This window comes from Clostridium punense, from assembly GCF_017874425.1.
Taxonomy (GTDB): Bacteria; Bacillota; Clostridia; order Clostridiales; family Clostridiaceae; genus Clostridium_J; species Clostridium_J punense.
This window is the reverse complement of the sequence record NZ_JAGGLL010000049.1, coordinates 1-24,472: the sequence shown is the minus strand read 5'-3', so window position 1 is coordinate 24,472 and position 24,472 is coordinate 1. Positions and strand designations below refer to the sequence as shown.

The window sequence follows — 24,472 nt, the reverse complement described above, 5'->3', positions numbered from 1 at the left end:
AAATCGTCTAGGAGACAAGTATTTTTTTGATAGCAGGCTACGCCTAAGAGCTGGAGGCAAAAGAGAGAGCGTGCCGAGGCACGCCTTTTTTATTTAACTCATATTAGTTTTCTTTTTACTGGGAATCAGAATTAAAACTTAACTTATAAGTCATATAAAATTTTTAAGGGGAAAAACATGAATTTTTTAAATTTACCTAAAATAGAGCTTCATTGTCATTTAGACGGAAGTGTAAGACCGGAAACTATAATTGAAATAGCTAGGAAAGAAAATATAAACATTCCTTCTTTTAATATAGATATAATAAGAGAGCAAGTTACAGCACCTTTAGAGTGTGAATCTTTAAATGAGTATCTAAAAAGATTTGCCCTTCCTAATGTAGTAATGCAGTCAAAGGAAAGCTTAAGAAGAGTTACCTTTGAACTTATGGAGGATTGTGCTAAGGAAAACGTGAAGTATATTGAGATAAGATTTTCTCCAGTTCTGCATACTAAAAAAGGTCTTACTGTAGAAGAAGTCATTGAAAGTGTGTTACTTGGGATTAAAGATGGGGAAGAAAAGTATGATATAAAAGGAAATTTAATTTTAGGATGTATGAGAACTATGTCAATAAATAAGGCTTTTGAAATTGTAGAAGCCGGAAGAAAATTTCTTGGAAAAGGGGTAGTTGCTATTGATTTATGCTCTTCAGAGGAAGCAGGCTTTTGCGAAAAGTTTTATCAGCCTATTAAATTAGCTAAAGAGTACGGGTATAGAGTTACTATTCATGCTGGGGAGACTGGTATAGGTGAGAATGTACTTGAAGCTGTTGAATTTTTAGGAGCAGAAAGAATTGGTCATGGTGTATATATTAAGGATTGCAAAGAGGCTTATGAAGTAGTAAAGAATAAAGGCATTGTTCTTGAAATGTGTCCTACAAGTAATGTACAGACCAAAGCAGTAAACAGTTTTAGCTCTCATCCAATTTATGATTTTTATAAGGATGGAATTAAGGTTACGATAAATACAGATAATAGAACTGTTTCAAGTATAAATATAACTAAAGAATGCGATATTTTGGCTGAAGAGTTTAGTTTAAGTTATGAAGATTATAAGAAAATTTACTTAAATAGCATAGAAGCAGCCTTTACAGATTTAGAAACTAAAGAAAAGCTAAAGACATATATTTAGTTTTATCAACAAGATTACAAAAAATGAATATTTATTATATGCATAAAAAGGTTTATTTATGCATATGATTTTATTGTACACACTTCAATGTTAACTTACAATTAGAGTATTATATTCTTTGTAAGTAGAATAAAAGGGGGAATTTCTATGGGGTTTTTGTGGGGAATTTTAGGGTTGCTTGGAGTGCTTATTTTAGGCACTTATTTGCTAAATAAAATAAGTAGTAGAAAGGCTAATTCTTTCAATCAGGATACAAATAATAATTTAAGCCAATTTCAAGAAAATGATAATCAAAGTGGTGGGCCTTTTAATTCATAAGAACTTTGAATAAGTATAAAAATTTTTCAATAAAAAGTACTAAGAATCTTTTGGTTCTTAGTACTTTTTATTATGCATGATATTACTTTTATTGAAAAAAGAAGTTATAAAAATCACAAGAACAGGTAAACTATATAAAATAGTACAAATGTATTCTAATAATTTATACATTTATTGATATATTATTTATATAATTCAGATTTAAATTTAATTAAACTTAAATTATGCATATAATGCTGGTAAAAAACAGTTATTCTATTGTTAAATCTATGTTAAGTTGAAGTTATGAATTGATTCTAATTAAAACTGGTGTTATATTATTCTTGGGCATAAGCTTTTAAGGGATTTTAAGTAAGTATTTTCTAAAAGACTTAATGAGCTAAGGCGAATTATGGGTAAGAAAGCAATATTTGCTCTTATCTACATGTATACATATGTTTAAAAGTAAGGGGAGGTAAAAATGAGTATTACTTTAAGCAGTTTTTTACAGCAACTAGTATCAAATCCGGCATTATTAATTATTGTTTTACTTACATTAGGTGTTATTTTAGTTAACGGCTGGACAGATGCACCAAATGCTATTGCAACTTGTGTTTCTACTCGTGCAATTAGTCCTAAAAAAGCTATATTAATGGCTACAGTGTTCAACTTTTTAGGTGTATTTGTAATGACTATATTTAACGCAACGGTTGCACAAACTATCTATAAAATGGTAGACTTTGGAGGGAATTCAACGGACGCTTTAATTGCGCTATCTGCTGCTTTGTTTGCCATAGTTTTATGGGCAACGGCAGCTTGGGCACTGGGTATTCCAACTAGTGAAAGTCATGCATTAATAGCAGGTCTATCTGGAGCCGCTATAGCGCTTCAAGGTGGTTTTTCTGGAATAAACGGTGACCAATGGATGAAAGTTATTTATGGTTTATTTATGTCTACTGTTCTAGGATTAGGCTTTGGATATGCTGTTACTAAAGTTATAGAAGCTATTTGTAGAACAATGGATAGACGTAAGACTAAGGTGTTCTTCCAAAATGCACAAGTTGCTGGTGGTGCAGCAATGGCATTTATGCATGGAGCTCAAGATGGACAAAAGTTCATGGGAGTTTTCATGCTAGGTATTTTCTTAGCTAATGGTCAAGCTAATGTAACTAACTTTGTAATTCCAATATGGCTTATGATACTTTGTTCACTAGTTATGGCACTAGGTACTTCTATAGGAGGTTACCGTATCATAAAAACAGTGGGTATGGGTATGGTAAAGTTAGAAACTTATCAAGGATTTGCAGCAGACTTAGCAGGAGCAGCTTGCTTGCTTGCTTCTTCAACATTTGGTATTCCAGTTAGTACAACTCATACTAAGACAACTGCCATCATGGGGGTTGGAGCTTCCAAAAGAGTTTCAGCGGTTAACTGGGCCATAGTAAAGGAAATGGTCTATGCATGGATTTTAACCTTTCCAGGCTGTGGAATTGTTGGATATGTAATGGCATATATATTTATGAAAATATTCTAATTAGAGAAGGGAATGTGGAATAATGGCAAGTAATAGAGATTTTAATTATTTTAAGGCCTTTGTTGAGTTATCTGGTTATTCATTAAAGGCAGCTGAAATTTTAAATAATAACTTACATAACTTTAATGTAAACACAATAGAAGAAAAAGTAAAAGAGATGCATAATGTGGAGCACACTGCGGATCTTGAAAAGCATAAAGTAATGAACAGATTAGTAAAAGAGTTTCTTCCACCAATAGAAAGAGAAGATATAATTAGCATTACTGAAAATATTGATGATGTAATTGATTCTATAGAAGATGTTTTAATAGGAATTGAAATATATAATGTTCAAGCTATTAGACCTGAAATTATTAAGTTTACTGAGTTAATTATGAACTGCTGTAAATCAATGAATTCAGCTTTAGTAGAATTTGAACATTTCAAAAAATCAAAAACTCTTCATGATGCAATAGTTGAAGTAAACCGTTTAGAAGAAGAGGGAGATGCACTTTATATTAATGGAGTTCGTAACCTATATAAAACTTCAAAAGATCCAATTGAGTTAATGGTTTGGACTGAAATATATCGTCTATTAGAAAAATGCTGTGATAGCTGTGAAGAAGTAGCTAACAACATTGAAAATATTGTAATGAAAAACTCTTAATTAGTTAAAAATAAAGTAGCAAGGATTTATTCTTGCTACTTTTTTACTATAGTTAAATATAAACTTCTTTGTAAGTATTCTCATAAATTTAGGGGGAATAGCTATGAATCAATTAGGAATTAAGCAATACTATGACAAGATAAAAAAACTTCCTATAAAAGAGTCCTATGATAGGGGAGAAATACTAACTTCAAACTTTTGCATAGAAAAGCAAGGAGATATGGAGATTTATTATTGTACTCATAATGAGTATATTAATAAAGAAGCAAAGATTTTTATTATTGGAATTACTCCTGGATTTCAGCAAATGAATAAGTCTATTGCTGTGGCACGAGAAGCTATAGAAAGCAATATAACTTTAGAAGAAATTTCTTACATTTGCAAAAGGGAAGGAAGATTTTATGGTGTTATAAGGAAAAATATAATAGATATGCTAGACGAACTAGAGTTACATAAGATGTTTGGTATGGATAGTTGTAAGGAGTTATTTGAACATAGAGACTGTTTACTTCATACTACATCTGTTATTCCTTTTGCTGTATTTGTAGAAGGTAAAAATTATACTGGTCATAAACCTAAAATGCTTAGAAGTGAATTATTAACAAAGTATATTAAAGAATATTTTTATCCACAAGTAGAGGCTTTAAATCATGCACTTTTTATACCACTAGGAAAGTCTGTTGAAGAGGTTTTAAATGAACTAATTAAGTATGGAGTATTAAGACAGGAGCAATGTTTAAAGGGATTTCCTCATCCATCGGGAGCAAATGGTCATAGGATGATACAATTTGAAAAAAATAAAGAGTATATGAAAAAAACTATTAAGAATTACTTTCAGTAATAATTCTGATAGTAGGAATAAAGGTTGAATGTGTGGTAAAATACTTTGTGAAACTTAAATAAAACAAGGAATAGTAATAAATACTAAAGGAGATTATCATGTCAGAAAAGAATATAGAAATGATGAAGAAAATTATTGAAGCTAAGAAAGAGAAAAGTTCAACTCAAGGAACAGTAGGAAGACCGGCTAAAACTTTAGGTCAAGGTCAAAAGGCAAGAAGAAATTCTAATGGTGGAGGAGTTTTTGATAAGTAAATTTAATAATCACAAACTAAAAAGAATTTTATAATCACATTAGAAACCATTCGGATAGAAAGATAAGAGTAAATTTACTATCCGTAACAATACAATAATCAATAAACTAAAAGAGACATCCTTTTGATGTCTCTTTTAGTTTATATAAAGTTATGAGTCTGTAAATTTGATTTTAGTTAGTTGAAAAGTGTTGAGTAGCATAAGCATAGTTCCCTTGGCTGCTAAACACTACCCCTGCAGACATTTTAGTCCAGTTAGCATTTAAGATGTTAGCTCTATGTCCTGGAGAGTTCATCCACTGATCAACTAAGTATTTAGCTGTAGTACTTCCCTCTGGATAGCCTTGGCTATAGAATATATTTTCACCATAACTATTAGTGTTGTATTTAAAGTATTTAGTAGCTAAATCCATTGGGCTAGCATTGTTTAGAGATGGTGTGTTGTGCTCAAAGTAGTTATATTGAAGCATATTATTAGATTTATATCTAGCTATTGGTCTCATGTTTTCTTCCCAAGTTAATGGATTAAGTCCTGCTTTAGCTCTTTCCTGGTTAACATAAGTTAGAATTTCTTTTTCCACTGTATCTAGATACACAAAGCTCTTATTATTTGGGTTAGCTGGCACACCACTTGGCACTGTAGTACTTGGTGTTGTAGCTGGTGTTTCAACTTTTGGAGCCTCAGTTTTTGGTAATTCTGCTTTTGGTTCTTCCTTAACAGGGGGTTCTACCTTTGGCGCCTCAACTTTAGGTTGCTGAGTCACTGGAGCTTCAACCTTAGGTTGCTCTTTAACTGGAACTTCAGTTTTTGGAGTTTCTGTTTGTGGCTTTGTTACAGTTGAAGTATTACTAGAATTTGAAGATGAATTTATAGTTTGTCCACTATTTTGTGGATTAGTAGTTTGTTTTTGAACTATTTGCTGTGTAGGAAACTTTGGTACTTGAGTTTTATTAGTAGCTGTACCTGCTGCTCCAGTAGCCGCACTTCCAGCAGTAAATAGAGATAAAGTTAAAGCTAATAATTTATTTGTTATCATATATCAACAACTCCTTATTTTTTATTTTGCTGCTTATTTCCTTGGGGGTATGTGTAACTCCTTGTGGCAATCAGTAGCTTTTATTTCTTAGGTGCTTTGCTGATGAACATATCTTAACATGGGGGAAAAATTAAAACAACCCTAGTCCAGCGTTTTCATAATGAGGCCAAAACTATCCATAAAGGAAATGGAATATTTAAGAAATTGTCTGTGTTGAGGATTTTTATTTTGATAAACATATAAATGTAAAAATAAAATAAATATTTACGTTGAATTATCGTGGATATTTATGGTATAATTAAATAAATATTGAAGTTAGAGGTGAAAGCGGTGTTAAATTTCTTTTTTAGATTCCGTAATTTAGTTTAATATAACAACTAAATAGTTTTAAGGTATAGAAACCTAAATAATTAGGTTTATTTTATGTGCCTTAATTTGGATTCTTACAAAGAATATTTATAGCCGATTCAATACCAATAAAACATCTTTATTCAAAAGCGTCATATAAAGTTTTCATAGAATTTCTAAGGTGTAAATATAGTAGAAAGAAGTTTATATGAAAAAGAGGGAATAAATAACATATAAGTAATGTTATATTTGCTCCATTATGTATGAATGTTTTTATAATAATGTATTTTAAGGTTGCAGGTGAATTATATTCATTTGCAGCCTTTTTATTATGCAAGGAGGAATAAAAAATGATTTTAAAAGCATGCATATTTTGCGTTAGATTAAGAGGTTAATAGGGGGATTATGGCTTTCTAAACTTACATTTGATATTCCTTACTTGATAAGTAGGAGCCCCTTTAAATGTGGAGAGCGTCATGAATCCCTGCTATTAAAAACAAAAATAGCAATATGGTTATGCGAAATGGAGTTATTCAAAATAAATATATTGATGTTTTAGTAGTTTATTATGAATTTCCTAAAGTAAGTTAGAACCATAATTTAAAGGAGAGATTAATATATGGAAACAAGACAAAAAGCTTTATTAGTAGGTGTAAATTTGAACAATAAGATAGGTTTTAAAGAATCTATGGAAGAGTTAAAAAACTTAGCCTTCGCCTGTGATTTTCAAGTGGAGGGAGAAGTTGCGCAAAATTTAAGGGCAACAACTAATGCCTATTATGTTGGAACAGGAAAAGTTAAAGAGATCCTTCATTTAATGAGGGAGAAAGAATGTGATGTAGTGATTTTTAACAATGAGCTAAGTCCATCACAGTTAAGAAATTTAGAAAAAATTTTAAAGTGTAGAATTCTCGATAGAACAGCTTTAATATTAGAAATATTTTCTGAAAGAGCTAAAACTCATGAAGCAAAACTTCAAGTTGAGGTAGCCAATTTAAAATATTTACTTCCACGGTTAATAGGAGCTCGTGAGGCACTAGGACGTCAAAGTGGAGGAGTAGGAACTAGAAATAAAGGAGCAGGTGAAAAAAAGCTAGAGCTTGATCGTAGAAAAGTTGAGGAAAGGATAGTAGCTTTAAACAAAGAGTTAGAAGCTGTTGTTTTTCAAAGGGAAACTCAGCGTAAGAAGAGAAATAAAAACTCTCTTCCAGTAGTGGCTTTAGTTGGATACACCAATGCAGGGAAATCAACAGTAATGAATACTATGATAGATGCCTATAAAAATACAGAAGAAAAGAAAGTTTTTGAAAAGGATATGCTGTTTGCAACTCTTGAAACTGCAGTTAGGAGTATAGTCCTTCCAGATAATAAAACCTTTCTTTTAACTGATACTGTAGGATTTGTTAGCAATTTACCACATGATCTTGTTAAAGCTTTCCGATCCACCTTAGAAGAGGTATGTGAAGCAGATTTATTAGTTCATGTTGTAGACTTGTCAAATCCTAATTACAATCATGAAATAGAAGTAACAAATGATACGCTAAATCAAATAGGAGCTGGGGATATACCGGTAATTTATGCTTATAATAAAATCGACTTAGCTCAGGAACCTATGGATATTCAACAAGAGGATTCAGTTCAAATTTCAGCAAAAAATGGGATTGGAATAGATAAACTTACAAATTTAATAAGGGAAAAGATTTTTGTTGATTATGTGCAGTGTAAAATGTTAATTCCATATGACAAAGGAGATATTACTTCTTATTTAAGGGCAAATGCTAATGTAAAGCTGGTTAAATATGAAAATGAAGGAACTTTATTAAACTTAGAGTGTAGTAAAATTGATTATGAAAAACTTGAAGAGTTTGTAGTTAAGTAAAAAATGATTCTACACTATAACATTTAAAGACTAATTTAAGATTTATTGACTCAACAGGTCTAGAGTAAAGAAAAGATGTAGGAAGTGAAATCCCTACATCTTTCCTTTTGTTCATTGATAAGATATTAATATAATTAATAAAATAAATATAACTATAAATAATGAATTGAATTCTAAAGAGTTTATCAAAGCTCTCCTAGATCATGTATATGATTCCAATTTTGTTAAAGTATAATATGACTCCTAGAAGGAAAACATATTACTGGACAAATTATATATTAACGGAGGGATTTCTATGAGCATATTTGGAAGTATTTTTGGAACTAGCGACAATAAGAGTGACAACAACAGCAACAACACTGATAATAACAACAAACAACAAACTAAAAATGATTCGGCAACATTGGAGCTCCATAAAGAAGAGTTAGATATATCAAAATGTATGGTTCAAAAGGGTGAAGTAGAGATAGGAAAAGAAATTATCGAGGAACAAAAAACTGTTGATGTTCCTGTAACTCATGAAGAAGTAGTAATTGAGAGACGAACTTTAAATAATGAGGAATCTAGTACCCCAATATCTTCAGAAGAAACAATAAGAATACCCGTAGGTGAGGAAGTTGTAGATGTGAATAAACGTACAGTTGTAACAGGTGAAGTTTCTGCTTATAAGCGTGAAGTAGAGGATACACAACAAGTTAGTGAAACATTAAAAAGAGAAGAAGCTCATATAAATAAAATTGGTAATCCTGATGTAGTTGATGGAAATATGAGCCAATCTTAATAATTTTGAGGCACCTCCAAATCACTTCTATGGTTTGTGAGGTGCTTTTCGAATAAAGGGAGGATAAGCTATGGTAGAAAATTCATCAAACACTCTACATGAAGCGGATAGTTTGCAAGGTATGATTCAAATTAAAGAAGAACAACTAGATATTGCTAAAAGGTGGGTAGAGACTGGAGATGTAAAGATTTATAAAGAAACATATACTAAGGAAAAAAGCTTTACTGTACCTGTTACTTGCGAAGAATTAATAATTGAAAAGATAACCTTTCCATCTAGCAATACAGGTGATCAAGAGGTGGAGAAGGAAGTTATAAGAATTCCACTTAGTGAAGAGCAGATTGAATTTAGAAAGAAAAATGTTGCTCTAGAGAATGTATCAGTATACAAGGAAAAAATAGAGGAAATAAAACATATTGAGGAAACTTTAAATAAGGAAAGAGCAAAGTTAAAAATATCAGGTTCACCGCAAATAATAGACGAATCTAGGTAGAAAGAAACCAAGGTATATTATATATAACTTTAAGATTTTGCCTATTATATAGAAAGCTTAAGGAAACTGTTAGCGTACGATGTGTCTTGCGTACAGCTAAACAGTTTCTTTTTTGTTATACATAATCATAGTTTAAGTGCATTACAAAATACATAGTCCCTAACAGATTTAAATGAGCTTTTATTTAGATTACTACAAATAAAAAAAGGTTTTTATAAAAAATAAAACAATTTTAGTAAATGTGTTATTAAAAAAAATTACCAGTGGAGATACTATAATAAATAGTATAAAAGCTTTAATTGATATAAATAAAATGGTATACTATATTAGTTAAAATTTGCATTTAATCCATAAAAATAGAAGTTATTATAATTAAACTTAAATTATATTGAGTTATTAAGCATTTTCAAAAATTAAATAAGTCAGTATGTATGTCTATTTTCAGTTATACTGCGTCAACCCAACACTAAGATAGCTCTACTGTCTAGGAACATGTTTTCTTGACTAACTGAAAATATCTTTCACATCTTTGACTTGTTATTTATTTTCAAATGTTTTAATAAGCAACAGCTAAGCAGTAAATCAAAATAAAAAATGTGGAAAAGGTAGGTAATATATATGCGTTGGATTGAGGTTAGAAAAAGTAAAAGTGTCAATGGCAATATCTCCATCTCAGGATCAAAAAATAGTTCTTTACCAATATTAACTGCCTGTTGTTTATCGAAGGAACCAATAGTATTAAAAAATATTCCACATATTTCAGATGTTCAAGTTATTTATGACATCATAAATAGTATTGGAGGAGTTGTATCCAAAGAAGCTGGTGAAGTTATGATAGATGGATCTAAAATTTACAATGCCTTTATAGATCCAGAAAAATCATCTAAATATAGAGCCGCGTATTATTTTGTTGGTGCTTTACTTGCAAAACAAAAAAGAGTTTCCATAGGATATCCAGGAGGAGATAATTTTGGTTCAAGGCCAATAGATCAACATATAAAAGGCTTAGAGGCTTTAGGTGCTACATTCACTTTCTACAAGGATTATTATGTGGTAGAGGCAGATAATCTAGTGGGAGCAGATGTATACTTTGATGTAATAACCTGTGGAGCAACCATTAATGTACTATTAGCGGCTGTGTTAGCAGAAGGAAGAACTACTCTCAGAAATGCTGCAAGGGATCCAGAAGTAGTGGATTTGGCTATTTTTTTGAATAAAATGGGAGCAAATATTAAAGGGGCTGGAACTGACACTATTATTATAGATGGTGTTCAGGAATTAAGGGGAACAGAGCACACAATTATACCAGACAGACTCATAGCTGCAAGTCTTCTAATGAGTGCTGGTGTAACTGGAGGAACCGTTGTTGTTAATAATGTAATTCCAGAACATATCCATAATTGCATTGCAAAACTTGAAGAAGCTGGAATGGAAATTATTGTAGGAGAAAATTATATTAAGGCTACATGTCCAGGAAATTTAACAGGAATTAATATTAAAACTGGAATGTATCCTGGCTTTGCTACAGACCTTCAACAACCAATTACTGCATTGCTAATTGGAGCTGATACTCATAGCAATATAGTTGAGAATGTTTATCCTAACAGATTTAATCACTGTATTGAACTAAATAAAATGGGAGCAGACATCATTATGCGAGAGGGTAGCGTAATAATTCCAGGAAGAAGAACCTTAAAAGGTGCTTGGGTCCATGCGTCAGATGTAAGAGCAGGAATTTCTTTAATTCTTGCAGGTTTAAGTGCAGAAGGGGTTACAAGAATTACTGGAGTAGAGCATATTGAACGAGGTTATGAGAATATTATTGACATGTTTAGTGGCATAGGAGTAGATATTAAGATCTGTGAAGGTTCAAGTATAGATGAGATAGAGTCTGAATTTGAAGAGATATATGGCTAAAGAATTATTTAGGATTTAAAACACATTAGGATATTGGTTTATCCTAATGTGTTTATTTTTGTTAAGGTATTAATCTAGTTCGATCTCTTGGGAATAGAGAAGTTTCTCTAACATTAGCTAGACCTAATAGCTGGGCTGTAAGTCTTTCAAGACCAATGGCAAGACCACCATGAGGGGGCATCCCATACTTAAAGGTATTAGTATATCCTTCATAGTTTTCTGGGCTTAATCCCTTGTACCTTATATTTTCCAACAGCATGGCATAGTTATGAATTCTTTGTCCTCCTGTTGTTATTTCAAGTCCTCTGAATAGAAGGTCAAAGGAATGGGTTTCTTCTTCACCACAAGGCATAGTGTACATAGGTCTCTTTCTTCTTGGATAATGAGTTAGAAATAGGAACTCACTGCCTAACTTTTCTTTAGCATACTTACAAATTAACTTTTCACCTTCGGGATCTAGGTCACCTTCTAATTCAGTTTTGCTATACTCATTTCTTAAAATCTCTAATGCTTCACTAAATTTAAGTCTTGGTATATTAGAGTTGATTTTAGGTAGTGAAATCTCAAGTGTTTTCAAATGCTTTTCACCTTGGTCCTCAAGTTTTTCTAATATATATTTTAAAAGTCTTTCCTCCATGATCATTATATCTTCTTCATTGTCAATGAACCCCATCTCAAAGTCCATACTCACATATTCATTTAAATGTCTATTGGTATTATGCTGTTCTGCTCTATAAACAGCACCAACTTCAAAAACTCTTTCATAACCTGCTCCTACCATCATTTGCTTATAAAACTGAGGACTCTGAGCAAGATATGCTTTATTCTCAAAGTACTTTACTTCAAACATGTCTGTACCACCTTCAGCTCCCTCAGCTACAATTTTTGGAGTAAAGATTTCAGTAAAGCCCTCATTGATTAAAAACTCTCTAAAACCTTGAGCTATAAGGCCTTGTATTTTGAAAATAGAGTTTTTCTTTTCCTGTCTTAAGCTAAGAACTCTATTATTTAGCATAGTATCTAAATTTACTTCTAACTGTTTTTTATTGATTTCAATTGGCAACTCTTCATGGACTTCATTAATGATTTCAAGGCTTTGTACCATAATTTCAAAGGGATTTAGAGTGTTGCTTCCTTCCTTTAATATTCCTTCAATAGAAATCACTGATTCTAGCTTTATACTACTAATATCCATGAAACTATTTTCAACTACACATTGAACCATTCCAGTTCTATCTCTTAATATAAGAAAGGTTATAGCTTTTAACTTTCTTACTCTGTGGAGCCAACCTTTAATTAAAACTTTTTCTCCAATATAATCATTTAAATTTTCTATAGTAGTTCTTTTCATTACAGATCTTCCTTTCACATATAAATTTAAAATAAATCCTAAAAAATAAAAGCCCCTTGAGTAAAAACTCAAGGGGCGAAAAATCGCGGTACCACCCTTATTGACTTAAAGATAGAAGGAAATCTTAAGATATAAGCTTATAACATGGTTTCATAGTAAACAGCTATAAGCTATTAATATTACTTAAGTTAGTGTCCTTCTTAAGTATAACTTTCACATAAATTAGTAGTTTAAAACCGAGTAAAGCTGATTATCCATGAATTGGGCCCTAATTCATAAGAAATAAAACATTAGTATAAATAAAACATTAGTATAAATAAAACATTAGTATAAAAATAAAAGCTCTCACCCCTTGTAGGAGTGAGAGCTTAAGCTTCACGGTACCATCCTAATTTGACTAAAAGTTAATTTAAGTCATCTCAAAGCCCTTTAACGGAGGCAAACGGTTTGCTCTACTGATAAACAAATAAGTTCAAGCAAACTTCTCTGGGAGGTCCTTCAATACTACCTTTCTCATGGAGCTTTCACCATCCTCCACTCGCTTTGGATACTAACTAATATTTACTTTTCCCTTCATAGAATTATATATTTTAGTACATTCTATTATTAATATAATCAAATGTCAAGAAAATATCACAAATATTTTTTATTTAGAATAAGGTTTAGAATTTTGGACATTCTATTATATTAATGTTTTGAAGATAAAGTTTTATAAATACTGTAAATAAAACTAATAAAATGATATAATTAATGTAAATATAACCCAGTGAAGGTAATAATTTAATAACTTAAGAAGAGGTTTTAGTATATATGCAAAATATCTATGGAGGATAAGAAATTTCTAAATAATATTTTTGGAATCCTTTGGTATACTTTTTTACTTTATGTTCTAATTTAAAATTAACAGGAGAAGTAGGTAGTTTTCAATTGTTTTGTATTATATATTGCAGACATTTAATAGATAAGGAGAATAAGTGATATGAAAATTAAAATTGTTGGAGATAGTAGTTGTGATTTATCGAAAGATATGAAAGAAGAGATGAATGTTGAAATTGCTCCTTTGACTTTACAGTTAGGGGACAAAGTGTATATTGATGATGAAACCTTAGACATAAAACAGTATGTTAAGGCTATGGGACAATGTGAAACTTCACCAAAAACTTCTTGTCCATCACCAGAAGATTATATGAAAAGATTTGAAGGAGAAGAGAGTGTTTTTGTAGTAACTCTTTCTAATAAATTAAGTGGAAGCTATAATAGTGCGATTTTAGCTAAAAATATTTTTTTGGAAGAAGTTAGTAACAAATTTATTCATGTATTTGATTCCTTAAGTGCTTCAGCTGGAGAAACCATAATTGCTATGAAGATTCATGAACTTAGTATGAAAAACTTCACTGAGTTAGAAATTGTAGATAAGATTACAAATTATATAAAAGAAATGAAAACTTTTTTTCTGCTTGAAAGCTTAGAACACTTAGCTAAAGCGGGGAGGCTAAATCCGTTTATTGCAAAGGTTGCAAATATGTTAGCAATTAAACCAATTATGGGAGCTACAGACGAGGGTACAATTAGGTTAGTTGAAAAAACTAGAGGATACAAAAAAGCCTTTAATAGATTCTTAGAGATTATTGGCGAGGAAGGTAGCAATCTAGAAGAGAAAATTCTTGGAATTGCGCACTGTAATTGCTTAGAGAGAGCACTAAGCTTTAAAGAGGAAGTATTAAAGAAATATAATTTTAAAGATATAGTTATTGTTGAAATGAAAGGATTAAGTTCAACTTATGCTGATGATGGAGGCTTAGTTATAGCTTTCTAAATAAATGTAGAGAGAATCAAAATAAAGTCTTAACTAAAATAAAAGGCCTTATAATTTATAATAATAAAATCCTTATAAGAAAAAAGATGTAGTGAATGAAATTCACTACATCTTTCCTTTATTATAACAAAATCAGAGGGGTTAAGCCCATCCAATTTTATTAATTACTATTTTTAACTAAGGGATGTACTGGATACAAGTATTTTCTTAGTTAACTGAGAAATGTTGAGTAGCATAAACATAGTTACCTTGGCTGCTAAACACTACTCCTGCAGACATTTTAGTCCAGCTAGCATTTAAGATGTTAGCTCTATGTCCTGGAGAGTTCATCCACTGGTCAACTAGATATTTAGCCGTAGTAGTTCCTTCTGGGTATCCTTGGCTATAGAATATATTCTCACCATATCCATTAGTGTTATATTTAAAGTATTTAGTAGCTAAGTCCATTGGACTAGCGTTATTTAGAGATGGCGTATTATGCTCAAAATAGTTATATTGAAGCATATTGTTAGATTTATATCTAGCTACTGGTCTCATATTTTCTTCCCAAGTTAATGGCTTAAGTCCAGCATTAGCTCTTTCCTGGTTAACATAAGTGAGAATTTCTTTCTCTACTGTATCCAGATATACAAAGCTCTTATTATTTGGGTTAGCTGGCACACCACTTGGCACTGTAGTACTTGGTGTTGTAGCTGGTGCTTCAACCTTTGGAGTCTCAGTCTTTGGTTGTTCCTTTACAGGAGCCTCAGCTTTAGGTTCCTCGGTCACTGGAGCTTCAACCTTTGGTTGTTCCTTAACAGGTACCTCTACCTTAGGAACTTCAGTTTTGGGTGTTTCTACTGTTGTATCGCCATTTGTTATTGGTGCTTGAACTACTGGATCTTCTTTATCAGCAACTACTTGATTATCCTTTGGTAATTGAACTTGTGTTGGTGCAATAGCATCACAAGAGTTTTTTAGATTTAAAGGTAAATTTATAGTTTGTCCACCGTTTTGTGGATTAGAAATCTGTTTTTGAACCACTGCTGTAGTTGGAAATTTAGGTAACTGTATATTGTTAGCGACTGTACCAGATGCTGCGCCAGTAGCAGAACCTCCAGCAGTAAATAGTGATAAAACTAAAGCTAATAATTTATTTGTTATCATATATCAACAACTCCTTATTTTTTATTTTGCTGCTTACATCCTTGGGGGTATGTGTAACTCCTTGTGGCAATCAGTAGCTTTTATTTCTTCGGTGCCTTGCTGATGAACATATCTTAACATGGGATAAATACTAAAACAACCCCAGTCCAGTATTTTCATAATGAGGGCAAAACTATCCATTTAATTCACTAAAGGTTAAATTAATGTGTATTAAAGCAGGTAGTATGAAAAGTTAATATGGAATAATGTTTTTATAAGATTAGAATTTTGTATTAAACTTAATATAGTTTCTTCTATATATGCAATGTAAGTAATGAGACAAGGAATAATTTCAGTTAATGACATTTTACAGGATTATAAAAACAAAAAAATAACTGCAGGATTTCAAATTTAATATAAGAAATCTGCAGTTTAAATATATAGGTCTTAAATTAAAAACTAATTATAACTGATTGTAATTGGATTTAGATCTTGTTAGAGTATTTACATTGTAGATAGTACTTGAATAACTTCATTTATATCAGGTAGCTCACTGAGTGGGTATACTTTGACCCATTGAACAATACCTTTTTCATCAATAATTATATTTACTCTTTGAGACATACCCTCTTCTTCCATAAAAATTCCATAGTCCCTTGCTACTTTTCCGTGAGGCCAAAAGTCCGAAGGGATTCTTAGATTTTTAAGACCAAGAGCTACAGCCCATACTTTCTTACAAGGGGTAGGGTCTACACTAAAACCAAGAGCAACTGTATTCATGCTTTCAAACTTATCCCAGTTATTCTCTAGAGCTCTCATTTGATCAGTACAAACAGGTGTCCAAGCGATTGGATGCCAGGAAAGGAGTACTTTTTTACCTTTAAAATCTGATAAACTTAAGGGTTTATCGTTGTTATCTTTAACAGAAAAGTTAGGAGCTACAGCTCCAACTTGAATTAAACTCATGAAGTCATCTCCTTTTTATCAATATGAGATTAGTATACCAATAATTACAAAAAAATATGTTTATAAAGTTATATAACTTAACGTATAAGATAAGTGTTCTTATGAAATAGTAGATTTATCAATAAAAAACAACACACTCGCATGTTTTTAGCATAAACTTTTTATTTAATATGGAAACTAAAATACATAGTTTTAATGGTTTCTTAACTAAAATAAAAAAACATAAAAAAATATTCGTATAAACTCTTAATTTTATGTAGATTTATGATAAAATAATCAAAGGACATTTTATTATAGTGAGGTATATTATGAAAAAAGGATTTGATCCCCAAAAATATTTAGAAGAACAATCAAAATTTATTCTTGAAAGAGTTAATAATTATGACAAGCTTTATTTAGAGTTTGGAGGAAAGCTTTTATTTGATTTACATGCAAAAAGAGTGCTTCCAGGTTTTGATGAAAATGCAAAGATTAAGTTACTACATAAGTTAAAAGAAAAAGTAGAAGTTATCATTTGTGTTTATGCAGGAGACATCGAAAGAAATAAAATACGTGGTGACTTTGGAATCACCTACGATATGGATGTTTTGAGATTAATTGATGATCTTAGGTCTTATGAATTAGATGTAAATAGTGTAGTAGTAACTAGATATGATAACCAACCAGCGGCGACTCAATTTATGAATAAGTTAGAGCGTAGAGGAATAAAAGTCTACACTCATAGTGCTACTAAAGGATATCCTACTGATGTAGATATTATTGTTAGTGATGAAGGCTATGGAAAAAATCCTTACATAGAAACCACAAAACCTATAGTAGTTGTAACTGCTCCAGGGCCAGGAAGTGGTAAGCTAGCTACGTGTTTAAGTCAGCTATATCATGAGTTTAGAAGAGGAAAGGTTGCTGGATATTCTAAATTTGAAACCTTCCCTGTTTGGAATGTACCTTTAAAGCATCCATTAAACATTGCATACGAGTCCGCTACAGTGGATTTAAAAGATGCAAATATGATAGATCCATTCCATTTTGACGCCTATAATGAAGTTGCAGTAAACTATAACCGTGACGTTGAAACTTTTCCTGTATTAAGAAGAATAATTGAAAAAATTACAAATGAAGAAGCTGTTTATAAGTCACCTACGGACATGGGAGTTAACCGTGTTGGTTTTGGAATTATTGATGATGAAGTGATAAAAGAAGCTTCAAGACAAGAAATAATAAGAAGATATTTTAAAACAGGTTGTGAATATAAAAAGGGTTATGTAGACTTAGAAACTTTCCATAGAGCAAAGCTAATAATGGAAGAGCTTAATCTCAAAGGAGAAGATAGAAAGGTAGTTTTACCAGCAAGAGAAAAAGCAGCAAAGATTAAAGAAATGCAATGTAAGAGTGAACCTTGTCTTGCGGTAGCTCTTGAACTTGAGGATGGAACAATAATAACAGGAAGAAGTTCTGAGACTATGGATGCTACAGCAGCAGTGATTTTAAATGCTATTAAGCACGTTGCTAATATTCCAGATGAAATACACTTAATTTCTCCAGTAATTCTTGAGCCAATCATTAATCTAAAAAGCAAAAACTTTGGAAGTAAAGTTACTGCCTTAGATTGCGAAGAAATTCTAATTGCCTTAAGTATCAGTGCAGCTACAAACCCAATGGCTCAATTAGCTATAGAGAAATTATCAGTACTTAAGGGGTGTCAGGCACACTCAACAACTATACTTAGTACTACTGATGAGCAAACCTTTAGAAAACTTGGAATTGATGTTACTTCAGACCCAGAGTATTCTTCAGATAGTTTATACTATAATGAGTAGTTACCAAGCTTTGTAAAAAGAAATATTTTAAATTCATATTTAGAGGATGTAGTTGAATTTATTCAGCTATATCCTTTATTTATAAAATTTTTTAGCCTATGGTTATATTTAATACATATTAACATTAATAGAATCAATCTATAAATATTATTTTTATAATACTTAGGCATCTGAAAATAAATAACAAGTCAAAAATGTGAAGTATATTTTGTGTTCACAAGCAAGCTTGTGCAGACAAGAAAACAGGTTCCGCAGATAGTGAAGCTATCTAAGGGTTCTGTTGACGCAGTATATCACAAAATAGACGAGCAGATTGACTTATTTATTTTTTGAAGATGCCTTAAACAAAACCCTAGTGAAAAAAGTCTATATAAGTGAGAAGAAAATTTAAAATAATACTTATGGAGGTTATTTTGTGGGTAATGAATTTTTAAAAGATGGTATGGACAAATATGAAGCTATCCAAGTTCCTGAAGAACTTGAGAAAACCTTAAGAAATACTTTAAGAAGAAATAGTAAAGCTAGAAGTATTATAAAGGTAAACAAAGGGGTTGCTGGAATAGCAGCAGCTTTAATTGCTTTTGTTATTCTAGTTAATTTATCTTCTAATGTTGCTTATGGATTAAATCAAGTTCCAATAGTTAACAAACTAGTTAAACTTGTAACATTGGATAAAGGTATAAAAAATATTGTAAGCAAGGGTAAAATCCAACAGGTTAATGTTAAAGCAGAAGATAATGGCGCAAAAGTGGTTGTGAATTCAGTTGCAGGAGACAACTTAAAATTATGGATAGATTATGACCTTAGAGGCGATAATTTAATCATAGGCGAAGTTAAGTTTAAAGATAGTAGTACAGATATAGAGCTACCTTGGTTTAGTTATATGCCAAAAGATGGCGAAAGCTTAATAGAAGTTTCAATGGATAGATTAGTTAAAAAGTTTAACATTGAGCTTCAAGTATATAAGCATGATGCCTTATTTGATATGACGTCGGCCAGTTTTCATGAATTAGATGAGAAAGCGCAACAGGAGTTAAAAGAAAAGTTTGAAAAGAACAAAGTAGCAACTTTAACTGTTCCAATAATGCTTGATGAGAAAATATTCAAAAATGATTTAAATACCTTGGTGTTAGATGATAAAGAAGTGAAAACTAAAATTGGAATAAAAAGAATAGAAAAACTTGAGCTATCAGAAGCAAGGAGTAGAGTATTCTCAAGCCTTATCAGTGAAGAGTATGATATGATTAAGGTGGTAAATCCAAAGCTTATTGATGAAAGTGGCAAAGAGTATTCATACCCAATAAGTTATGAAAACTTAGCTGTTGATAATAGGCTTGTTATGGACTTAGTAGGTGGTATAAATAGTATTAATGGATTAACCTTTAAATGTGATGGGATTGAATATGTAAATAAGAAAGATAAATATCTAACAATAGACTTAAAGAACGAAAAAGTAGAGGACAATAGTTTAGGAGTTAAGCTTATAGAGATACAAGGAAACAAGATAACTCTGAACTCTTCACAAAAGAATATTCAATTTAGTCTTCAAGCTGAAAATGAAAATGGTGAAAATCTTGAGTTCAAAGGTATGCATATGTCACATGGTAGTGGAAATCAGGAACTTGATTTTATGCAATTAAAGGGTAGTAAGATTATTCTTAAGGTAGAAAAGATAGAAGGTTGTGTAACTGAAGGGTTCAAGATGAAGTTAGTGGAATAACTATACAGTAAGTTATTTCGTCAACTTTGAAAGGGGGGAACTTGGTTTGTTTTTTAAGACCAAGGAACAAAAGGAGTTAGAGAAAGTTTTTGAGGAGTTAGTTATAAAGGAAAAAGATAATTTATATAGATTAGCATATATGTATGTTAAAAATGGTAATGATGCAATGGATATTTTACAAGAGAGTATTTTAAAAGCTTATAAAAATTTAACAACAGTTAAGGATAACTCCTTCTTGGATAGGTGGTTAAAAAGGATTGTTGTAAATTGTTCTATTGATTATATTAAAAGAAATTCAAAGATAGTTTATATTGATGATATTCAAACCACAGCAGGAATCCATAAGGATAAAAACTATGAAGATTTATACGAGGCAGTGGACACACTTTCTCCAGAACTTAGAACAATAATTATACTTAAGTATTTTCAAGGATATACCATAGAGGAAGTTGGAGAAATACTTGATATAAGCATATCTCAAGTAAAAAATAAACTACACAAAGCATTAAAATTATTAAGATTAGAAATAAAGATTACAAGCTAGATGTAGGTCGCATTAGAAATTTATTAATAAAACTAGGTAAATATTATAGTATATTCAATAAACAAGTCTATAAAGAGGTTTGTTTATTGAATATTTTAATGTGAAAAACTTTATTTGATTTCAGTCCCAATTATGTATAAAAAAACCTATATAATTACGGCTAAATTTATGCTATAATAGCTAGTGAAAATTTAATATAAATCCATAAATCCGTTAATTTTAGCGGGACTGGTTCGAGAACTCCCAGTATAAAAAACTAAGGATTTAATACGGTATAGCTGTATCCTTAGGTATAGCTTTTTTTGTTTTTTGAAAAACTATAGACTTTCTTTATAAAACTATAATAAACATGAAGATTTTAGGGATTATAAGTAGTGGTATATTTGGAAAGTAGCACATCAAGATATGAACTAAATAAAATTAAAGTTTTATTTTATAAAGATACTATAGTAATTTAAAACTAACAAAAGTTATATGTTCCGTTCTCAGATAAGACAATTGAAAAGAAATAATAAGTGAAAGATGTGAACAATATTTTGAGTTTACAAGCAAGCTTGTGCCGATAAGGAACATGTTCCCTAGATACTAGAACTATCTAATGGGCTTATTGAGGAGAGATAACACAAAATAAATGAGAATGTTGACTTATTTATTTCTGGAAATGTCTAAAATTTAAATGAGAAAAGGAGAAGGAAAATGGAAGGAAAGAGAAAGGTAATTATTGATTGTGACCCGGGAATTGATGATTCTTTGGCGCTGCTTTTAGCTCTTAAATCTTCAGAGTTAGAAGTTAAAGGTATTACTGTGGTATGCGGTAATGTTCCAACAAAGCAGGGAGTAGAAAACACTTTAAAGGTATTAGAATTAACTAATTCCCTTCACATACCTGTATATTTTGGAGAAGAAAATCCACTGATAAGGGAACTAGTAACTGCTCAGGATACCCATGGAGAAGATGGGGTGGGTCAGTGTTTCTTTTCGAAAGTGCAAGGTGGCATAGTAAGGAATGGGGCTGTTGATTTTATTATTGAAAGTCTTGGAACTGAAGATAAACTATCAATTATAGCCTTAGGGCCACTAACTAACCTTGCAAAGGCATTAATGAGAGATAAAGAAGTTTTTAATAACTTAGATGAACTTGTATCTATGGGAGGTAGCTTTAGAAGTCATGGCAATTGCTCGCCTGTAGCAGAGTTTAATTATTGGGTAGATCCTCATGGTGCTGATTATGTTTATAAGAATCTAAAAAAGAAAGTTCACATGGTAGGGTTAGATGTGACAAGAAAAATAGTTTTAACACCTAACATTCTTGAATTAATTAATAGATTAGGTGGGGAAGTGGCAAAATATATAATTGATATAACAAAGTTTTATGTGGACTTTCACTGGAAGCAGGAAGGTATAATTGGTTGTGTAATTAATGACCCTTTAGCTGTAGCTTATTTTATAGACAGGTCCTTATGTAGTGGTTTCAGTTCATACACAGAAGTGGTTAAGGATGGAATTGCAATGGGACAGACTATAGTGGATGTGGAGGACTTTTGGAAAAAACAGCATAATTCAGTAGTTTTACAGGAAGTGGATGCTTCTAAATTTATGTATATGTTTCTTCAAAGGTTGTTTCCAGAGAGTGCAGAAGTAATAGCTAATATTAAGGGGGTTATATAAATGAACAGAAATTCAACATTAAAGTTAACTATAGTAGGCTTTGGTATAGCCTTAAATATTGTGGGAGCGTTTATAGCTCTAAATCTTAAATTACCCATATACTTGGATTCTATTGGAACAATTATGGTTTCCTTTATATTAGGGCCAATATATGGAGTTGTTACTGGACTTTTGGGTAGTATTGTCAGTGGAATTACCTTTGATATATACTCATTATATTTTGCACCAGTACAAATATTCACAGGGCTTATTGGTGGTATTATGTACAAAAAAGGTTTCATGAATAAGTTTAAGATGCCTTTAGGAGTGTTGGTTGTATCAATATTTTCTTCCTTTATAGGAGCTGTTATAGCCGCTTACTTATTTGGAGGAATTACTTCTTCAGGTTCTACCTATATTGTTCAATTGTTATCTGGATTTGGAGTTAATAAGGTTGTAAGTGTATTTATAGTGCAATTCATAACTGATTATGCAGATAAATTTGTAGCAGTTTCCTTAGCAACCACAGTGTTGGTAGGAATTCCAGGAGGCTTAAAGCAAAGATTAGTAAGGAGCTAAAAATGGATAGATATAGTGTCATTGAGAATAAAAATAAAAGAGAAATAGTACTTTTAAAAGCTTTTCCTTGTGTTTGGGGGAAGTGTTCCTTTTGTGATTACATTTCTGATAACTCTAAATCAAGAGAGGAGATAAATGAACTTAACTTTCAAGTTTTAAAAAATGTTACTGGGAAGTATAAAACCTTAGAGGTAATAAATTCAGGTAGCTGCTTTGAAATTCCTGAAGAAACCTTACTTAAAATTAAAGAGGTTATTCATGAAAAGAACATTGAGAAATTATTTTTTGAAAGCCACTGGTGCTACCGAAATAGATTACAGGAAATGAGGAATTTCTTTAAAATACCTATAACCTTTAAAATAGGAGTAGAGACCTTTGATTACCATTTTAGAAATGAAGTTCTAAATAAAAATGCTAAATTTAATTCTCCAGAAGAAGTAACGGAATTTTTTCATTCTCCTTGCTTAATGGTGGGAATTAAAGGGCAAACAAAAAATATGATAGATAAAGATATAGAAATAACTTTAAAGCATTTTTCTCGTGGAACTATTAATATATTTACTCCAAACACCTCTAAACTTGAGAGGGATGAGGAACTAATCACTTGGTTTAAAGAAAAATATAGTTATTTAGATGATAATCCTAATATTGAAGTTTTGTATAACAATACTGATTTTGGTGTAGGAGATTAATAAGTAAAGAGTGAAAAGCGAGTCCTTTTCACTCTTTTATTATTTTCAAAACACTTAATACTCCTTGAGAAATTAGTAATAGTTTTAAAAGTAATTGAAGTAAAAAGTCTGTAAATCTTAATGCCTATTATGTGAAGTTGAGATACAGCATATTAAATCTAAGGAAATAGAGTTAACACTTAACTTATACATGAGTCCTACTCTGTTTCCCTTAAAGCTTTTTGAATCTGAGTGAATTAAACCTTCACTAAGGAAGCCTATAAGTTGGAGAAATAAAGAAATTAAAATTAAAAATGAAGATAAGTTACACTGGTTAATTGTAATTATTTAACTTATAATACAAATATAGACCTTAGTTATAAATCATAAATATGTATAGGATTGATTATTTCAAATAAACTTTGGGGGGATTTTGTTATGGGAAGAAAAGCTTTTAATTCAGAAGGTCCAGCTCCTATTGGACCATATTCACGTGCAGTAGAAATGGGAAATTTAGTTTATTTTTCTGGGCAAACACCAATTGATCCAGCTACGGGGAAGCTAATAGAAGGAGATATAGCAACGCAAACTCAACAGTGCTTTAAAAACTTATTTTCAATTTTAGAATCGGCTGGATTAACTTCTGATGATGTTATGAAATTAAATGTTTATTTAATTGATATGAAGGACTTTGAAAAAATGAATGAAGTTTATTCTAAACAATTTAACTCACCACCACCAGCTCGAACCACTATAGGGGTTAGAGAACTTCCTTTAGGGGCTAGAGTTGAAATTGAGATGATAGCTTATAGAAATAAATAGTAATTTTTAGTGCAGACTCTGTATTTTACTATACAGGGTCTTTAATTTTATATGCAAATTTTAAGCTATAGGTATGACGAAATAAAAAATAGGAACAGCGCAACTTTTTAAGTGAGCACATGTAAAAAGACCAGCTAGTAATAGTCAATAGTTTTTTTAAAAGATTTCTTAGTTTAAAAAAGGGCATCACAAAAAGTACTGTCCGATATACGAACAAT

Annotated in this window: 22 protein-coding genes, 1 riboswitch and 1 other annotated feature; of the genes, 18 read left to right on the top strand and 4 right to left on the bottom strand. The window is 31.1% G+C overall.

The annotated features are described in order from the left end of the window. Nucleotides 1–177 precede the first annotated feature (177 nt). The 6 genes from add (at nt 178) to J2Z44_RS19400 (ending at nt 4,742) form a co-directional block, all read left to right on the top strand. Nucleotides 178–1,170, top strand: coding sequence for an adenosine deaminase (gene add / locus J2Z44_RS19425; protein ID WP_021282631.1), 993 nt, complete (start codon nt 178–180; stop codon nt 1,168–1,170). Between the two features lie 147 nt (nt 1,171–1,317). Beyond that, nucleotides 1,318–1,488: a hypothetical protein gene (locus tag J2Z44_RS19420; protein ID WP_021282632.1), complete on the top strand. Its 171-nt coding sequence runs from the start codon at nt 1,318–1,320 to the stop codon at nt 1,486–1,488. A 460-nt stretch (nt 1,489–1,948) separates the two neighbouring features. Beyond that, nucleotides 1,949–3,001 (top strand): inorganic phosphate transporter, encoded by a 1,053-nt coding sequence (locus tag J2Z44_RS19415; RefSeq protein WP_021282633.1) that lies wholly within the window; start codon nt 1,949–1,951, stop codon nt 2,999–3,001. Nucleotides 3,002–3,023: 22 nt separating this feature from the next. Continuing rightward, the gene (locus tag J2Z44_RS19410; RefSeq protein WP_021282634.1) at nt 3,024–3,647 is read left to right on the top strand and encodes a DUF47 domain-containing protein; all 624 of its coding nucleotides are present in this window, start codon (nt 3,024–3,026) and stop codon (nt 3,645–3,647) included. Nucleotides 3,648–3,750: 103 nt separating this feature from the next. Continuing rightward, nucleotides 3,751–4,488, top strand: coding sequence for a hypothetical protein (locus J2Z44_RS19405; protein ID WP_021282635.1), 738 nt, complete (start codon nt 3,751–3,753; stop codon nt 4,486–4,488). A 98-nt stretch (nt 4,489–4,586) separates the two neighbouring features. After that, the gene (locus J2Z44_RS19400; RefSeq protein WP_021282636.1) at nt 4,587–4,742 is read left to right on the top strand and encodes a hypothetical protein; all 156 of its coding nucleotides are present in this window, start codon (nt 4,587–4,589) and stop codon (nt 4,740–4,742) included. Between the two features lie 172 nt (nt 4,743–4,914). Here the strand turns inward: J2Z44_RS19400 and J2Z44_RS19395 are convergent, their stop codons facing one another. Further along, entirely contained in the window at nt 4,915–5,778 is an 864-nt protein-coding gene (locus J2Z44_RS19395; RefSeq protein ID WP_021282637.1) for a CAP domain-containing protein, read from the bottom strand. A gap of 967 nt (nt 5,779–6,745) precedes the next feature. Here J2Z44_RS19395 and hflX point away from each other — a divergent pair. The 4 genes from hflX to murA all read left to right on the top strand — a co-directional run bounded on the left by hflX (nt 6,746) and on the right by murA (nt 11,196). Continuing rightward, nucleotides 6,746–8,005, top strand: a complete 1,260-nt coding sequence (gene hflX / locus J2Z44_RS19390) for a GTPase HflX (protein ID WP_021282638.1) — start codon at nt 6,746–6,748, stop codon at nt 8,003–8,005. Between the two features lie 295 nt (nt 8,006–8,300). Beyond that, nucleotides 8,301–8,786 carry a YsnF/AvaK domain-containing protein gene (locus J2Z44_RS19385; protein WP_021282639.1) on the top strand — a complete coding sequence of 162 codons (486 nt, stop codon included), beginning with the start codon at nt 8,301–8,303 and terminating at the stop codon, nt 8,784–8,786. 70 nt (nt 8,787–8,856) lie between these two features. Further along, nucleotides 8,857–9,279 (top strand): YsnF/AvaK domain-containing protein, encoded by a 423-nt coding sequence (locus J2Z44_RS19380; RefSeq protein WP_021282640.1) that lies wholly within the window; start codon nt 8,857–8,859, stop codon nt 9,277–9,279. Between the two features lie 618 nt (nt 9,280–9,897). Next, the gene (murA, locus tag J2Z44_RS19375; RefSeq protein ID WP_021282641.1) at nt 9,898–11,196 is read left to right on the top strand and encodes a UDP-N-acetylglucosamine 1-carboxyvinyltransferase; all 1,299 of its coding nucleotides are present in this window, start codon (nt 9,898–9,900) and stop codon (nt 11,194–11,196) included. 61 nt (nt 11,197–11,257) lie between these two features. Here murA and aspS read toward each other — a convergent pair whose 3' ends face one another. After that, nucleotides 11,258–12,547: an aspartate--tRNA(Asn) ligase gene (aspS, locus tag J2Z44_RS19370; RefSeq protein WP_209649972.1), complete on the bottom strand. Its 1,290-nt coding sequence runs from the start codon at nt 12,545–12,547 to the stop codon at nt 11,258–11,260. Between the two features lie 353 nt (nt 12,548–12,900). Next, nucleotides 12,901–13,133 (bottom strand) — a binding site (T-box leader). A 393-nt stretch (nt 13,134–13,526) separates the two neighbouring features. Between aspS and J2Z44_RS19365 the strand changes: the two genes are divergently transcribed. Further along, complete coding sequence (locus J2Z44_RS19365; protein WP_209649970.1) at nt 13,527–14,363, top strand: DegV family protein; 837 nt, start codon at nt 13,527–13,529, stop codon at nt 14,361–14,363. A gap of 207 nt (nt 14,364–14,570) precedes the next feature. Here the strand turns inward: J2Z44_RS19365 and J2Z44_RS19360 are convergent, their stop codons facing one another. Together J2Z44_RS19360 and J2Z44_RS19355 are read right to left on the bottom strand one after the other, a co-directional pair. Beyond that, nucleotides 14,571–15,509, bottom strand: coding sequence for a CAP domain-containing protein (locus J2Z44_RS19360; protein WP_209649969.1), 939 nt, complete (start codon nt 15,507–15,509; stop codon nt 14,571–14,573). Between the two features lie 483 nt (nt 15,510–15,992). Beyond that, nucleotides 15,993–16,454: a redoxin domain-containing protein gene (locus J2Z44_RS19355; RefSeq protein WP_021282648.1), complete on the bottom strand. Its 462-nt coding sequence runs from the start codon at nt 16,452–16,454 to the stop codon at nt 15,993–15,995. A 308-nt stretch (nt 16,455–16,762) separates the two neighbouring features. On the opposite strand from J2Z44_RS19355, the gene J2Z44_RS19350 reads away from it, so the two are divergent. The 7 genes from J2Z44_RS19350 (at nt 16,763) to J2Z44_RS19320 (ending at nt 24,254) form a co-directional block, all read left to right on the top strand. Further along, the gene (locus tag J2Z44_RS19350) at nt 16,763–18,271 is read left to right on the top strand and encodes a DUF1846 domain-containing protein (protein WP_021282649.1); all 1,509 of its coding nucleotides are present in this window, start codon (nt 16,763–16,765) and stop codon (nt 18,269–18,271) included. Between the two features lie 415 nt (nt 18,272–18,686). Further along, nucleotides 18,687–19,991, top strand: coding sequence for a DUF4179 domain-containing protein (locus J2Z44_RS19345; RefSeq protein WP_021282650.1), 1,305 nt, complete (start codon nt 18,687–18,689; stop codon nt 19,989–19,991). Between the two features lie 46 nt (nt 19,992–20,037). After that, nucleotides 20,038–20,535 carry an RNA polymerase sigma factor gene (locus J2Z44_RS19340; protein ID WP_021282651.1) on the top strand — a complete coding sequence of 166 codons (498 nt, stop codon included), beginning with the start codon at nt 20,038–20,040 and terminating at the stop codon, nt 20,533–20,535. Between the two features lie 222 nt (nt 20,536–20,757). Next, a riboswitch (PreQ1 riboswitch) is annotated at nt 20,758–20,801 on the top strand. Between the two features lie 430 nt (nt 20,802–21,231). Beyond that, on the top strand, nt 21,232–22,203 hold the full coding sequence (locus J2Z44_RS19335) for a nucleoside hydrolase (protein WP_021282652.1): 972 nt from the start codon (nt 21,232–21,234) through the stop codon (nt 22,201–22,203). Continuing rightward, nucleotides 22,204–22,761, top strand: a complete 558-nt coding sequence (locus J2Z44_RS19330) for an ECF transporter S component (protein ID WP_021282653.1) — start codon at nt 22,204–22,206, stop codon at nt 22,759–22,761. A gap of 2 nt (nt 22,762–22,763) precedes the next feature. Continuing rightward, the gene (locus J2Z44_RS19325) at nt 22,764–23,453 is read left to right on the top strand and encodes a hypothetical protein (RefSeq protein ID WP_021282654.1); all 690 of its coding nucleotides are present in this window, start codon (nt 22,764–22,766) and stop codon (nt 23,451–23,453) included. Nucleotides 23,454–23,870: 417 nt separating this feature from the next. Further along, nucleotides 23,871–24,254, top strand: coding sequence for a RidA family protein (locus J2Z44_RS19320; RefSeq protein ID WP_021282655.1), 384 nt, complete (start codon nt 23,871–23,873; stop codon nt 24,252–24,254). Nucleotides 24,255–24,472: the final 218 nt, after the last annotated feature.